17 protein-coding genes are annotated in these 13,560 nt (G+C 68.8%); 14 read left to right on the forward strand and 3 right to left on the reverse strand.

Going from position 1 to position 13,560, the window contains the following annotated elements:
* Positions 1-16: 16 nt before the first annotated feature.
* From GGR47_RS06790 to GGR47_RS06850, 13 genes are all read left to right on the forward strand, one after another.
* Positions 17-1,279 (forward strand): glutamate-5-semialdehyde dehydrogenase, encoded by a 1,263-nt coding sequence (locus GGR47_RS06790; protein ID WP_147036633.1) that lies wholly within the window; start codon positions 17-19, stop codon positions 1,277-1,279.
* A gap of 31 nt (positions 1,280-1,310) precedes the next feature.
* A complete protein-coding gene (locus tag GGR47_RS06795) occupies positions 1,311-1,565 on the forward strand; it encodes a hypothetical protein (protein WP_017980274.1) in 255 nt (84 codons plus the stop codon).
* The gene (locus tag GGR47_RS06800) at positions 1,562-1,849 is read left to right on the forward strand and encodes a type II toxin-antitoxin system RelE/ParE family toxin (RefSeq protein WP_147036634.1); all 288 of its coding nucleotides are present in this window, start codon (positions 1,562-1,564) and stop codon (positions 1,847-1,849) included. Before GGR47_RS06795 ends, GGR47_RS06800 begins: the two co-directional genes overlap by 4 nt.
* Positions 1,846-2,427 (forward strand): nicotinate-nucleotide adenylyltransferase, encoded by a 582-nt coding sequence (locus GGR47_RS06805; protein WP_147036635.1) that lies wholly within the window; start codon positions 1,846-1,848, stop codon positions 2,425-2,427. Before GGR47_RS06800 ends, GGR47_RS06805 begins: the two co-directional genes overlap by 4 nt.
* A 27-nt stretch (positions 2,428-2,454) precedes the next feature.
* Complete coding sequence (gene rsfS / locus GGR47_RS06810) at positions 2,455-2,898, forward strand: ribosome silencing factor (protein WP_221204681.1); 444 nt, start codon at positions 2,455-2,457, stop codon at positions 2,896-2,898.
* A 1-nt stretch (position 2,899) separates the two neighbouring features.
* Positions 2,900-3,322: a 23S rRNA (pseudouridine(1915)-N(3))-methyltransferase RlmH gene (locus GGR47_RS06815; protein WP_147036636.1), complete on the forward strand. Its 423-nt coding sequence runs from the start codon at positions 2,900-2,902 to the stop codon at positions 3,320-3,322.
* Positions 3,322-4,581: a murein hydrolase activator EnvC family protein gene (locus GGR47_RS06820; protein WP_246342954.1), complete on the forward strand. Its 1,260-nt coding sequence runs from the start codon at positions 3,322-3,324 to the stop codon at positions 4,579-4,581. The genes GGR47_RS06815 and GGR47_RS06820 overlap by 1 nt, the downstream gene beginning before the upstream one ends.
* Positions 4,582-4,795: 214 nt before the next feature.
* Positions 4,796-6,148: a S41 family peptidase gene (locus tag GGR47_RS06825; protein ID WP_017980268.1), complete on the forward strand. Its 1,353-nt coding sequence runs from the start codon at positions 4,796-4,798 to the stop codon at positions 6,146-6,148.
* Positions 6,145-6,639, forward strand: a complete 495-nt coding sequence (locus GGR47_RS06830) for a disulfide bond formation protein B (protein WP_017980267.1) — start codon at positions 6,145-6,147, stop codon at positions 6,637-6,639. Before GGR47_RS06825 ends, GGR47_RS06830 begins: the two co-directional genes overlap by 4 nt.
* Positions 6,636-7,199: a demethoxyubiquinone hydroxylase family protein gene (locus GGR47_RS06835; protein WP_147037404.1), complete on the forward strand. Its 564-nt coding sequence runs from the start codon at positions 6,636-6,638 to the stop codon at positions 7,197-7,199. The genes GGR47_RS06830 and GGR47_RS06835 overlap by 4 nt, the downstream gene beginning before the upstream one ends.
* A gap of 11 nt (positions 7,200-7,210) precedes the next feature.
* Positions 7,211-7,717, forward strand: coding sequence for a hypothetical protein (locus GGR47_RS06840; RefSeq protein WP_147037403.1), 507 nt, complete (start codon positions 7,211-7,213; stop codon positions 7,715-7,717).
* A 215-nt stretch (positions 7,718-7,932) separates the two neighbouring features.
* A complete protein-coding gene (locus GGR47_RS06845; RefSeq protein ID WP_147037212.1) occupies positions 7,933-8,442 on the forward strand; it encodes a DUF2306 domain-containing protein in 510 nt (169 codons plus the stop codon).
* 4 nt (positions 8,443-8,446) lie between these two features.
* Positions 8,447-9,853 (forward strand): hypothetical protein, encoded by a 1,407-nt coding sequence (locus GGR47_RS06850; RefSeq protein ID WP_147037211.1) that lies wholly within the window; start codon positions 8,447-8,449, stop codon positions 9,851-9,853.
* On the opposite strand, the gene GGR47_RS06855 is transcribed toward GGR47_RS06850, so the two are convergent.
* Positions 9,844-10,482, reverse strand: coding sequence for a DedA family protein (locus GGR47_RS06855; protein WP_147037210.1), 639 nt, complete (start codon positions 10,480-10,482; stop codon positions 9,844-9,846). The genes GGR47_RS06850 and GGR47_RS06855 overlap by 10 nt on opposite strands.
* Positions 10,483-10,556: 74 nt before the next feature.
* Between GGR47_RS06855 and GGR47_RS06860 the strand changes: the two genes are divergently transcribed.
* The gene (locus GGR47_RS06860) at positions 10,557-11,351 is read left to right on the forward strand and encodes an aldo/keto reductase (RefSeq protein ID WP_147037209.1); all 795 of its coding nucleotides are present in this window, start codon (positions 10,557-10,559) and stop codon (positions 11,349-11,351) included.
* A 144-nt stretch (positions 11,352-11,495) separates the two neighbouring features.
* On the opposite strand, the gene GGR47_RS06865 is transcribed toward GGR47_RS06860, so the two are convergent.
* Together GGR47_RS06865 and GGR47_RS06870 are read right to left on the reverse strand one after the other, a co-directional pair.
* Positions 11,496-12,893 (reverse strand): UdgX family uracil-DNA binding protein, encoded by a 1,398-nt coding sequence (locus tag GGR47_RS06865; protein ID WP_147037208.1) that lies wholly within the window; start codon positions 12,891-12,893, stop codon positions 11,496-11,498.
* A 152-nt stretch (positions 12,894-13,045) separates the two neighbouring features.
* Positions 13,046-13,528 (reverse strand): hemerythrin domain-containing protein, encoded by a 483-nt coding sequence (locus GGR47_RS06870; protein ID WP_147037207.1) that lies wholly within the window; start codon positions 13,526-13,528, stop codon positions 13,046-13,048.
* Positions 13,529-13,560 lie beyond the last annotated feature (32 nt).

Genomic DNA, 13,560 nt, shown 5'->3' on the forward strand with positions numbered 1-13,560 from the left:
CGTGGTAACGAACGGCATGGCCGACGCAGACAATACGCACGAAATGATCGCAGACATGGGCGCGCGTGCGCGCCGCGCCGCCGGGGTGCTGGCGGCTTTGCCGACGGCGGCGAAGGCCGCCGGGCTACGCGCCGCGGCGGCGGCGGTGCGCGAACAGGCGCCGGCGATCCTCGATGCGAATGCGCGCGACATGGCGGCGGGCGAGGCACGCGGCCTGAGTGGCGCGCTGCTTGACCGGCTGCGGCTGGATGCCGGGCGGATCGAGGGGATCGCGGCGGGGATCGAGGCGGTGGCGGGGCTGGACGACCCGGTCGGGCAGGTGATCGATCGCCGCGAGCGGCCCAACGGCTTGCAGCTGACCCGCGTGCGCGTGCCGATCGGCGTGATCGGCATCATCTACGAATCGCGGCCCAACGTGACGGCGGACGCGGCGGCATTGTGCGTGATGGCGGGCAATGCGGTGATCCTGCGCGGCGGCAGCGAGGCGATCCATAGCAATCGCGCGATCCATGCGGCGCTCATTGCAGGGCTGGAGCAGGCTGCACTGCCGGCGGAGGCGGTGCAGCTGGTGCCGACCACCGATCGTGCCGCGGTCGGCGCGATGCTGACCGCAGATGGCGTGATCGACCTGATCGTGCCGCGCGGCGGCAAGAGCTTGGTCGCGCGCGTGCAGGCGGAGGCGCGCGTGCCGGTGCTGGCGCATCTCGATGGGATCAACCACGTCTATGTCGATGGCTCGGCCGATCCGGCGATGGCGGAGCGGGTGGTGCTGGATGCCAAGATGCGGCGGACGGGCATCTGCGGGGCGATGGAGACGCTGCTGATCGATCGCGACTTTGCCAGGCCAGCGGAGTTGGTGACAGCGTTGCAACAGGCCGGATGCGAAGTGCGTGGCGATCCCGTTGAGGCGGCGTTCGGCGAGATCGTCGTGCCCGTCAGCGCCGAGGATTGGGACACCGAATATCTCGATGCGATCGCCTCCGTCGCGCTGGTCGACGGGGTTGAGGGGGCGATGGCGCATATCGCGCGGCACGGCTCGCACCATACCGACGCGATCGTCGCCGAGGATGCAGGGGTTGCGGAGCGATTCCTGAACGGCGTCGACAGTGCGATCGTGCTGTGGAACGCCTCCACCCAGTTCGCCGACGGCGGTGAGTTCGGGCTGGGTGCCGAGATCGGCATTGCAACGGGGCGGCTGCACGCGCGCGGGCCGGTCGCGCTGGAGGGGCTGACGACGTACAAATGGATCGGCCGCGGCACGGGGCAGGTGCGCGGTTGAAGACTCCCGACGCAAGGGATAGAATCCGCCGATGAACGCACCGGTATCGATCAATGCACCGCTCGATCCCGCCACGCTGGCGATCGTCGAGGAACTGGCCCGTTCACGTGGCATCACCGGCGAAGAATTTGCGGCGGACGCTATCCGCAAAGTTGCCGAACACGACATCGAACTACGAGCCTTTATTCAGGAAGGTATCGATTCGATCGAACGCGATGGCGGCATAAGCCAAGAGGATATGGAAGCGTGGTTCGAGGAGCGCGTGGCCGCCCGTAAACGGGGATGAGGCCCGTCACCTGGGCTCTCCGCGCGAAGGCCGACCTTGCGCGGATTGACGTATTTTATGCCGAACGCGATCCCGATTTTGCCGACGAGATAGGGCGGGCGGCCATTGCTGCTAGCCGCTTCCTCGGTGAGTTTCCCGCTGCCGGCCCGATCGTTGACCGGGACGCGCGCAAGTGGCGGATCGCGGAAACTGACTTTCTTCTGCTGTATCGGATCACCCTCACCGGCGTTGAGATCCTTCGCGTCCGTCATGGGCGTGAAGACTGGCAGCGAGCCGAGCCATGAAAACCGGCCTGCTCGGCGGATCGTTCAACCCGGCGCATCGCGGGCATCGGGCGATCACGCTCGCCGCGATCCGGGCGCTGGATCTCGACGAGGCGTGGTGGCTGGTGTCGCCGGGCAATCCGCTCAAGAGCGGCGCGCGCGACATGGCGCCGCTGGCGGCGCGGCTCGCGTCGGCGAAGCGGATGGCGCGGCGGGCGCCGATCCGGGCGAGCGATATCGAGGCGCGGCTGGGTACGCGCTACACGCTCGACACACTGCGCCAATTGCAGCGGCGTTACCCCCGGCGGCAGTTCATCTGGTTGATGGGGGCGGACAATCTGGCGCAGTTTCATCGCTGGCTCGGGTGGCGCGAGATCGCGCGCACGATGCCGATTGCGGTGATCGCGCGTCCGGGGTATGACGACAAGGCCCTCGCGGGTGTCGCGATGGGTTGGCTGCGGCGCTTCCAACGGCCCGCACGCCAGGCGAAGCATTGGACCTCGTGGAGTTTGCCGGCACTCGTGCTGTTGCGCTTCCGCCCCGACCCGACCTCCGCCACCGCGGTCCGTGCGGCCGATCCCGACTGGCACCGGCACTGATGCCGGCCCAGCAACCCAGGAGTCCCCTTGGCGAGTACCCCCCAGGCCGTGCGTCCGGCCGATCCGGCCGAAGTCGAAGCGCTGCTGCGACTGATCCTGACGTCGCTGGACGACGATCAGGCCGAAGAGGTCATTTCGATTCCGCTCGCGGGCAAATCGACGATCGCCGACCATATGGTGATCGCCAGCGGCCGCTCGACGCGGCAGGTCGCATCGATGGCCAACAAGATCGCCGAAAAGGTGAAGGCCGAGTTCGGCCGTCCGGTGCGGATCGAAGGGCTGCAGACCGCCGATTGGGTGCTGATCGACGCCAATGACGTCATCGTCCACCTGTTCCGGCCGGAGGTACGCACCTTCTACAATCTGGAGCGCATGTGGCAGTTCGGCGATACGGTGTCGTCGTCGCTGAAGCCGCTTCCACCGGAAGTCCTCAACCCGCCGAAGACCCCCACCGCGACGGACGAGGCCTGACATCCTTCTCCACATCGTGGCGCGCGGCAAGATCGGGCGATCGCCTGAGGCGGAGCTGGTCGATCGCTATCTGAGGCGGATCGTCTGGCCGACGCGCGTCACCGAACTGCCCGATACCGGCGGCAAGGTGCCCGCGATGGAGCCGCAGACGGTGCGGGTGATGCTGGACGAGAAGGGCGAAGTGCTCGGCTCGCTGGACTTTGCGCGGCGGATCGAGCGGTGGCGCGATAGCGGCACGCGCGAGCTGCGCTTCCTGATCGGCGCGGCGGACGGTTTCGACGATGTCGAGCGGGCGGGCGCGGACCTGTTGCTGTCGTTCGGGCGTGCGACCTGGCCGCACATGCTGGCGCGGGCGATGCTGGCCGAGCAGCTGTTCCGCGCGACCGCGATTTTGGCGGGGCATCCCTATCATCGGGAGGGGTGATGGCTGCCATCCCGCACCCGCCCTCACCCTTCCGCGGCTACGCCGCTCCCTCCCTCTCCCGCTGGGAGAGGGAAAAGCCGCCGAAGGCGGCGAAGGGTGAGGGTAGGCGCGTCGCATTCTGTTGTCTCGCTTTCCTCACACTCGCGGTGCCTGCCGAAAGCCAGCCCGTCGTCGACCAGCGCCAGCGGCTCGTCGCGGCCAAGCGCGACGCGGTGATCGCCACGCGTCGGGCCGAAGCGCTGGCGCGCGACGCGGCGGCCGAACGCAACGCTGCGGACAAGGCGCGGGCCGAAGAGGCGGCGCTGGCGGCGCGGGTGCGGGCGGCGGAGGCCAATCTGGCGGCGGCGCGGGCGCGGCAGGCGATCGTCACGCGGTTGCTGGCGGATCAGCAGACCACTCTTGCCACGCAGCAGGCGCCAGTCGCGCGATTGCTCGCGGCGCTGACCGCCTTGGCGCGCCGGCCGGCGGTGGTTGCGATCGCGCAGCCGGGATCGATCGACGACCTCGTCCACGTCCGCGCCGTGCTGGGCGGGGCGCTGCCGCTGGTGCAGCAGCGGACCGATGGCGTGCGGCGGCAGATCGCACGGACGCGGGGGCTGGAGCGAGACGCGGCGGTCGCTGCGGCGGCGCTGCGGCGCGGGCGGGCGCAGCTGGAGACGGACCGGGTCGCGCTCGCGACGCTGGAGGCGGCGCACAGGCGTCGCGCCAGCGCGCTCGGGCGCCATGCGATGAGCGAGGAGGATCGGGCGCTGGCGCTGGGCGAACGCGCGCGGGACCTGGTCGAATCGCTCGGCGACGATGCGGTGGCACAGGCGACTGCGGCGGATCTGGCGGCACTGCCCGGGCCCCTGCCGCGCCCGCTGGCGCCCGGAACGCGCGTACCGGTGCCGGCGGCGGGGGCGTATCGCCTGCCGGTGCGTGGGCGGCTCGTCACCGGGACGGGCGAGATTTCCGACGCGGGCGTGCGGTCGCGCGGGCTGACCTTTGTGGTCGCGGCGGGCGCGCCGGTGGTGGCGCCGGCGGGGGGCGTGGTGCGCTATGCCAAGGCGTATCGCGGCTATGGCACGATCGTGATCCTCGACCATGGCGACGGCTGGACCAGCCTCGTCACCGGGCTCGCCGCGGCGGGCGTTCGGCCGGGCGAGCGGATCGCGGCGGGAGCGCCTCTAGGCAGGGCGGCGGGGGGCGAAGAGCCGCGGATCACCGTTGAATTGCGTCGCCGCGGGCGGCCGGTGGATATCGCCGCGCTGCTGGGCTGAGGGTGCCGACGGTTCGCGTCGACCAGGCGTGTCCGGTCTTCCGGTTCGTCCTTGCCCCGCTCCGCTCGCAAAGACGGGAGGGGGCGTGCGGATGCGATCGACGGATCGGCAGCAGGCGCGCTGCGCCGTCAGCGACGGTTCAGCCTCGCCGTGCTTTGCTCCGGCTCGCAAAAGGGATAGACGTGCGGGGTTCTCCCGCCTTGCAGGACTTTCGATGCCCCGTCCGCTGCTGACCGCGACTGCTATCATCGGTTCCCTATCCCTGATCCCGCTCGCCACGCAGGCGATGGCGGCGGTGGACACGGATACCTATCGCGAATTCGACCAGTTCCTCGACGTCTTCAACCGGATCAAGGCCGATTACGTCGACAAGGTCGACGACAAGAAGCTGATCAAGGGCGCGATCGAGGGCATGCTCGCGAGCCTCGACCCGCATTCGAGCTATGTCGACGCGCTCGACTACGACAATCTCAAGATCCAGACCGAGGGCAATTACGGCGGCCTCGGCCTCACCGTCCAGATGGAGGACGGCGCGGTAAAGGTCGTCGCGCCGCAGGAGGATACGCCCGCCTATCGCGCCGGTGTGAAGTCGGGCGATTACATCACGCATATCGATGGCAAGCTGATCTACGGCGAGACGCTGGACGAGGCGGTGGCGCTGATGCGCGGCAAGCCGGGCAGCAAGATCAGCATGACGATCGTCCGCCCCGGACAGGACAAGCCGCTCGACATCACGATGACGCGCGAGGTGATCGTGCAGCGCCCGGTGAAGTGGGAGGTGCGCGGCGACGTCGGCTACATCAACATCAACACCTTCTCCGAAAGCACCGGCGCGGACACGCGCGCGGCGATCATGGCGATCGACAAGAGCCTGGGGCATCGACCGCTGGGCTATGTGGTCGACCTGCGCGACAATGGCGGCGGTTTGCTGACGCAGGCGATCGCGGTGAGCGACGCCTTCCTGGATCATGGCGAGATCGTTTCGCAGCGCGGGCGCGAGAAGAGCGACATCGAACGCTATTTCGCCAAGCCGGGCGACGATGCGCATGGGCTGCCGGTGGTGGTGCTGACCAACCCCGGTACGGCCTCGGCGTCCGAAATCGTCGCGGGCGCGCTGCAGGATCATCACCGCGCGCTGATCATGGGCGAGCGCAGCTTCGGCAAGGGATCGGTGCAGACGCTGCTGCCGCTCGGCCCGCAGACCGCGCTGCGCCTGACCACGGCGCGCTATTACACGCCGTCGGGCCGCAGCGTGCAGGAAGGCGGCATCGAGCCCGATATCCGCGTACCGCAGATCAGCGATCCCGACATCAAGACGCGCCCCGTGTTCCGCGAGGCCGACCTGCGCCGCCACCTGATCAACGAGGTGAAGGCGGATAACAAGATCCTCGAGGAAGACACCAAGGACGATCCGCGCTTCGCGATGACCGCGGAGCAGTTGAAGAAGCAGGGGATCGACGACTTCCAGCTCTATTATGCGCTGAAGACGGTCGCGCGGCTGGGTGGCGCGGCGCAGGTCGCCGCGGCGACGAAGCCGGTGCCCTCCAGCCGGCCGGGCGGCAAGTGAGCCGCGCGTTCACCCCCGCCGAGCGGCGCGCGCGGGCCCTTGCGCTGCTGCTGCCCGCGGCACTGCTGGCGGGGGCGTGGTTCTCTCAGCTCGTCGGGCACCTCTACCCGTGCGAGATGTGCCACTGGCAGCGCTGGCCGCATTATGCGGCGCTGCCGTTCGCGCTGCTGGCATTCGTCGTGCCGCAGCGGAGCATCGCCAAGGCGCTGGTGGTGATCGCCGCGCTGCTGATCGCGGTATCGGGCGCGATCGGCGTGGCGCATGCCGGCGTCGAATATCATTGGTGGGAAGGCTTTACCGCCTGCACCCAGACGGTCGACCTGCGCGGCCTGGGCCCGGATGCGCGGCTGGAAGCGCTGATGCACGCGCCCATGGTGCGCTGTGATACGCCGCAGTGGACGCTGTTCGGCATCTCGCTCGCCGGGTTCAACGCGATCTTTTCGCTGGGTGGCGCGTTGCTGATCCTATGGTGGATGAGGAAGGCACGATGACCGGGACGATCGCGAACGCGCGCAGGCCGCACTGGCGCCCCGGCGACCGGCGCGAGGCGACGAAGGCGATGATCCGCGTCGATCAGGCGGGGGAATATGGCGCGACGCGTATCTATGCGGGCCAGCTGGCGGTGCTGGGCGACCGGCATCCGGCGTCGCGCGCGATCCATCATATGGCCGCGCAAGAGGAGCGGCACCGCGCGTTCTTCGATGCGATGATGGCGCGCCGCGGCGTGCGGCCGACGCTGTTCCAGCCGTTCTGGGACAAGGCGGGCTTTGCGCTGGGCGCGATCACCGCGGCGATCGGGCCGAATGCGGCGATGGCCTGCACCGCGGCGGTCGAGACCGAGATCGACAAACACTATCAGCAGCAGCGTGACGAACTGGGCGACAGCGATCCCGAATTGTCGGACGCGATCGCCGATTTCCAGGCCGAGGAACTGGAGCATCGCGACCATGCGCTGGCCGCGGGCGCGGAACAGGCGGTCGGTTATCCGATCCTGTCGGGCCTGATCCGGCTGGGCTGCAAGGTCGCGATCGCCACCGCCAAGAGGATTTGAGAGGACGACGCATGCGAGCCTTCATCGCCACCGCCTTGATGCTGACCGCCGGCCCCGCGTTCGCGCAGGAGTTTACGCAGGGCACGCAGTCGGCGGCCCAGCCCCCGGCGCAGACGGTCAGCACGAAGCCGGCGCTGCCCGGCGCGCCCAAGCCGGTCGTGATCCAGGCACCAGGCGAGGTCGCCAAGCGCGCGCCGATCAACGGCGTGCTCGTTCTCTACGGCAACGAACGCTGCCCGACGAACAGCGACGGGCAGGAAATCGTGGTGTGCGAACGCCGCAGCGCGCGTGAGCAATATCGCGTGCCCAAGGAATTGCGCGAATTCCAAGTGACGCCGCAGAACGAAAGCTGGGCGGCCCGCGCGCAGGGCACGCTGGATGCCGGCGTCGGCGCGAACAGCACGGGGAGTTGCTCGACGGTGGGGGCCGGCGGACAGACCGGCTGCTTCCTGCAAAGCGCGCGGGCAGCGCGTAAGGAGAATCAGGCGCGCAAGGCGGAAGAGGCGCGGGTTCCGTAAGGCGCTGCCTCACACTCCCTCGTCACCCCGGACTTGGTCCGGGGTCCACTCCGCGGCGAGGGGGACGGCTGGAGACACAGTCGCTACCCCCGCGGCCCGGTGGACCCCGGAACGAGTACGGGGTGACGAAGTGGGTGTGGCGGAGGACGTGGCTCCTACCAACGACTTGGCGGCTCGTGCGACGTCGGCTACCCTCATGGTCAGGGGGAGCACTCATGGCGACGGCGATCGGACGGGGCGGAACACAGGTAAAGCCTCGGGCCGCCGACACCTATGAAAAGGGGCTGTCGGTTGGCGCGCTGCTGCTGCTCGCCGCCGTGCTGACCGCGATCCTTCGCGGGCAGACGCAATGGGCGATGGTGCCGGGGATCGTCTGGGCGCATATCCTCACCATCCTCGTCTCGCTGGTGCTGACGCCGATTATTCTGCTGTCGCCGCGTGGGGACAGGCGGCATCGCGTATTGGGGCGAATCTGGGCGGCGGCGATGCTGCTGACCGCGTTGCTGTCGTTCGGTATCCGCGAGGCGAACGGCGGCTTCAGCTTTATCCATATCCTGTCGGCATGGGTGGTCATCCAGGTGCCGCTACTCTGGTATGCGGCGCGCACCCACAAGGTTGCGCTGCACCGGGGCAGCGTGCGCGGCATGGTGACGGGGGCGCTGCTGATCGCGGGATTCTTCACCTTCCCGTTCGGCCGGTTGCTCGGGCGCTGGCTGTTCGGCTGACGGCATGCGCGACGTGCGCATCGTCCTGTTCGCGCTCGTCTGGCTGAGCTGTGTCTGGTTCGGATCGTGGGAGCGCAACGACAATCAGGCGACGCGGATGTACGCGGCGATCGGGCTGGTCGAGTGCGGCGATGCCTCGATCGATCCCTATGCGACGCTGACCATCGACAAGGCGATGTTCGGCGGGCGCACCTATCTGGACAAGCCACCGGGCATGACGCTGATGGCGCTGCCGGCGGTGTGGATCGCCGATCGCGTCACCGGCGACCGGGCAAGCCATTATGACAGCGCGATCGGGGGCTATGACTTCGACCGCTACCTTCGGTTGCGCGTGCGGCTGGCGGTGGCGATGGGGCCGGCGCTGCTGACTGCGCTCGCCGCGGTGCTGCTGTTCGATCTGGGCGTAGGGCTGAGCGGCAGCGCGGGCGCGGGGTTGTTCGCCGCGCTGGGCTATGCGCTGGGTACGCCGGTGTGGGGCTGGTCGACGACGCTGTTGGGGCATGCGGTGGTCGCGGACCTGTATGTCGTGGCGATCTGGGCTGTGTGGCGCGGACTGTCCCTGCCGCGGGGGGCGAGCGGCCATGCGCTGCTGGCCGGCGTGGCGCTCGGTTGGGCGATGGTGGTCGAGCATCAGGCGGTGCTGGCCGGCGCAGTGATTGCGCTGTGGGCGGCGTGGGCGGCGCGCGAGCGGGCGGACCGCGGCTGGCTGATCGGCGCGGCGCTGATCGGCGGGGCGATCGCGCTGGTGCCGTTCGCGACCTATAATCTCGTCGCCTTCGGAACGCCGTTCCGGATCGGCTACGCCGGCGTCGTCGGCTGGGAGGGCATGCACCAGGGGCTGTTCGGGCTGGGCGTGCCGCGCGTGTCGGTGCTGCGCGAGGTGACGATCGGCGCGCGCTATGGGCTGATCTGGGTCGCGCCCGTGTTGGTGCTGGCGCCATATGGGCTGTGGATGTGGGGACAGCGGCCGCGGACGCGCAGCCTGGCGGTTGCCGCAGCGCTGGCGGCGATCGTCGTGCTGCTAGTCAATGCGGCCTATATCTATTGGCAGGGCGGCAACACCACCGGGCCCCGGTTCGCGATCCCCGCGGTGGCGCCGCTGGCGCTGGGCCTTGCCGCCGCCTGGGCGCATGCCGGGGATCGCAGCATCCGGATCGGCATGGCTGCGCTGCTGGCCCTGTCGATCGCGGTCAATGCGACGATCGCCTCGGCCGAAATCTTCGCGCCGCCGGGCAGCGCCTTTCCCGTCTGGCAGGCGGTGATCGCCGGGCCGTTCGCCGACGGTGTCCTGCGCACCATGCCGAGCGAGTGGTTCGGCTGGAGCCCCTGGGCGGGCTTCCGCTGGTGGTGCGCGCTCGCGCTGCCGATGCTGGGGTGGCTTGTCTGGCGGGTGCGGCGCGTTCAGGCCTGAGGCGTGCGCTTCAGGCCGCGGACGCGGTGCCAGATGTAGAAGGCGACGAGGGCGATCAGGATGATGCCGATCGCGAGGTCGGCGCGGTGGAAGGCGGCCTTGACGCGGGGGTCGCTGTCCCACTTGCTGCCCAGCTTCATGCCGACCCAGGCGAGGCCGAAGCACCACGGCCAGCTGCCGAGGAAGGTGTAGACGTGGAAGGGCACCAGCCGCATCCGCGCGACGCCCGCGGGAAAGGCGATGAAGCTGCGAATGACGGGGAGCAGGCGGCCGATCAGCACTGCGATCGAGCCCCAGCGCGCGAAGAAGCGATCCGCGGCGTCGAGCTCGCCCGGGCCGATCAGCAGATAGCGGCCCCAGCGTTCCGCGACCGGCCGGCCGCCGCGCTTGCCGATCTCATAGGCGACGATCGAGCCGAGGTTGCAGCCGATCGCGCCCGCGGTCGCCGCCAGATACAGGTCGAAGCGGCCGGTCGAGACGAGATAGCCCGCGAACGGCATGATGATTTCGGACGGCAGGGGGATGCAGGCGCTTTCGATCGCCATCAGGATCGCGATGCCGACGTAGCCGCCGCTGGAGATGACCCAGATCGTGAAGGTGGCGAGGACGCCCAGGATTTTCTCGAACATGGGCGGGGGGCTTGGCGGATCGCACGGGTTTAGGGAAGGGGGAACCGGATACGCTGCTGGGACGCTGTGCGACGATGACCGATCTGACGCTGAACGATGGCCGGACCATGCCCCAATTGGGCTTCGGCACCTGGAAACTGCCCGATGCACAGGCACCTTTGGTGGTGCGCGGCGCGCTCGATGCCGGATATCGGCTGATCGACACCGCGGCGATCTATCGCAACGAACGCGGCGTCGGCGAAGGGCTGGCGGGCAGCGATGCCTTCGTCACGACCAAGCTGTGGAACGACCGGCAGGGCGATCCTGAGGCCGCGCTGGACGAAAGCCTCGCGCTGCTGGGGATGGATGCGGTCGACCTGTACCTGATCCACTGGCCCGCGCCGGGGCAGGGGCAATATGTCGAGGCATGGAAGGCGCTGGTGCGCCTGCGTGACGCGGGCAAGACGCGATCGATCGGCGTGTCGAACTTCCTGCCCGAGCATCTCGACGCGATCATCGAGGCGACGGGCGTGACGCCGGTGCTCAACCAGATCGAGCTGCACCCGCGGCACCAGCGGCTGGAAGAGCGGGCGTATCACGAGGCGCATGGCATCGTGACGCAAAGCTGGAGCCCGCTGGGGCAGGGCGGCGACCTGTTGCAGGACGCGGCGATCGTACGCATCGCGGACAAGCATGCGCGGTCGGCGGCGCAGGTGGTGCTGGCCTGGCATCTGGCGCATGGCTTTTCGGTGATCCCGAAGGCGGCGGATCCTGAGCATATGAGCGATAATTTCGCCGCGGCCGACCTGACGCTGGACGACGAGGATATGGCGGCGATCGACGCGCTCGACCGGCAGGAGCGGATGGGCGAGGACGCACGGGCGATGTGAGACAAATCCTCCCCGGCACGGGGAGGTGGCGCCGCGAAGCTGTGACGGGGGGGCTTCCACGAGCGAGGCGTGCGCGGACAACCCCCTCCACCCCGCCGCCTAGGCGGCGCGGTCCCCCTCCCCGTGCCGGGGAGGAATTGAGGGCTAGCCAATCGCCGCCTTGGCCTGTTTCAGGTCCTCGACGAAGCGGGCGTATTCCTCGGCCTTTTGCGTTTCGTCGGGCAGGCGCAGCAAGTAGCTCGGGTGGACGGTGATCCAGGCCTCGCCGCCCTCGGGGAGGATGATGGCTTTGCCGCGTTCGCGGCCGATCGTGACCGTCCGGCCGAGCAGGGACCGTGCGGCGGTGGCGCCGAGCGCGACCGTGACGCGCGGGCGGATGAGCATCTGTTCCTGTTCGATCCACCAGCGGCAGGCCTGGATTTCGCCAGTGTCAGGCTTGGCGTGGATGCGGCGCTTGCCGCGCTGTTCGAATTTGAAGTGTTTCACCGCATTGGTGACGTAGACGCGGGCGCGGTCGATCTCGGCTTCGGCGATGGCGCGGTTGAAGACCTGCCCGGCGGGGCCGACGAACGGCGTGCCGGCGAGGTCCTCCTGGTCGCCGGGCTGTTCGCCGACGAACATCAGCGGCGCATCGACCGGACCTTCGCCGAAGACGGTCTGCGTCGCGTGCCTGTAGAGGTGGCAGCGGGTGCAGGCCGCGGCTTCGTCGCGCAGCGCCGCCCAGGCGGCAGTGACATTGTCGCCAATGGCCGGCGCCTCGCGTGACTGGGTGATCATGCCGCTTTCCCGTGCCTGTGCGCCGGCGATCAGCTGCCCGACCAGCGCGGTTTCGGGCATGTTCTTCCAATACTTCCGCGGCATCTCCTTCAGCATCGCGCCGATCTTGACGCGCGCGGGGTTGAAGATGCTGGCGTAATAGGTCTTCCACACCTCTTCGGTGGGATCGCCGTCGGGGGCGTCCGCCTTCTGCGCGCCGGGTCCTTCGGACAGCGCCTTGCCGTCCCAGTGGAGCGAGACCTCCGGCGTCAGGATCGACCAGCGCATGCTGGCGAAGCGGTTGACGAAGAAGGCGGCGTTGGCGCGGACGATATGATGGTCGGGCTCGAACCAGGCGACGTAGCGCGTGCCCTCATCGTCCTGTTCCTCGCGGAAGCGGAGGAAGGCGCGCATCTTGTGGATGTCGCGGCGAACCGATTTGGCGAGGCCTTCGATACGGCGGACGAGCGGGTCGGCCTGATCCTCGATCAGTTTCGGTTCGCGGCGCAGGCGGGCGAGCGCGGTGTAGAGGAGTGCGAACCGTTCGGGATCGTTCGACAGCACGACGTTGCGGGCGAGATCGATGAAGGCGCGGGGGACGGAGAGGGTGCCGCTGGGGGGCGGCGGTGCGGGGGCATCGTCGGCGACGGTGGCGAACAGGTCGGCGGGGGTGTCGCCGACCTGCCAGACGATGTCATCCGGGGGGACGTCCGCTGCGGCAAGCGGGCGGGCGGCGTCGCGCCACGCGTCGAAATCGTCGGGGGCGGGGAGGGTGATTATGCGCATCACACTCTTTCGTCACCCCGGACTCGTTCCGGGGTCCACTCCGCGGCGAGGGGGATGGTTGAAGCCTCTTGCTGTTCCCTCGCGGCCCGGTGGACTCCGGAACAAGTCCGGAGTGACGAGGTGTTTGGGGCCGGCGTACCGAACCTCACCGCTCAGTCGCGGTCGTCGCCGCCGGCGGGCTTTTCCTTGGCGAGCTTCAGCTCCTCGGGCTTGCGCTCTTCGTAGATCGTGGCGAGTTCCTTCTCGGTCTTGCTGTCGAGCTCATCGGCCGCGGCGGGGAACATCTCTTCCTCTTCCTCGGTGATGTGGTGTTCGTAGCGACGGCGCATGTGGAAGAATTTCTCGTTCCACTCGTCCGACGATACCTCCAGCTCGGTCATCTCGGCGAGCAGGTCATCGACCTCCTTGTGCTCCGACACCGAATGGCGCGCGTCGTCGCGCAACTCGGGGTCGCGCAGCATCGTGGCGTAGAGCGATTCTTCCTCGGCGGCGGCGTGTGCTTGCACTTCGAGGCGGAAGGTTTCGAACAATTTGCCGCGCTTGGCCGTATCGGTCAGTTCGGCCAGCTCCTTCAGCATCTTGCGCTGCTTGTCGTGGTCGCGCTTCAGGTCTGCGTAGATGTCGGCGAGGGCCATGGGTGTGTCTCCTTCGCATCGCCCAACCGGCG

The sequence above is a fragment of the Sphingomonas aquatilis genome (assembly GCF_014196115.1).
Taxonomy (GTDB): domain Bacteria; phylum Pseudomonadota; class Alphaproteobacteria; order Sphingomonadales; family Sphingomonadaceae; genus Sphingomonas; species Sphingomonas aquatilis.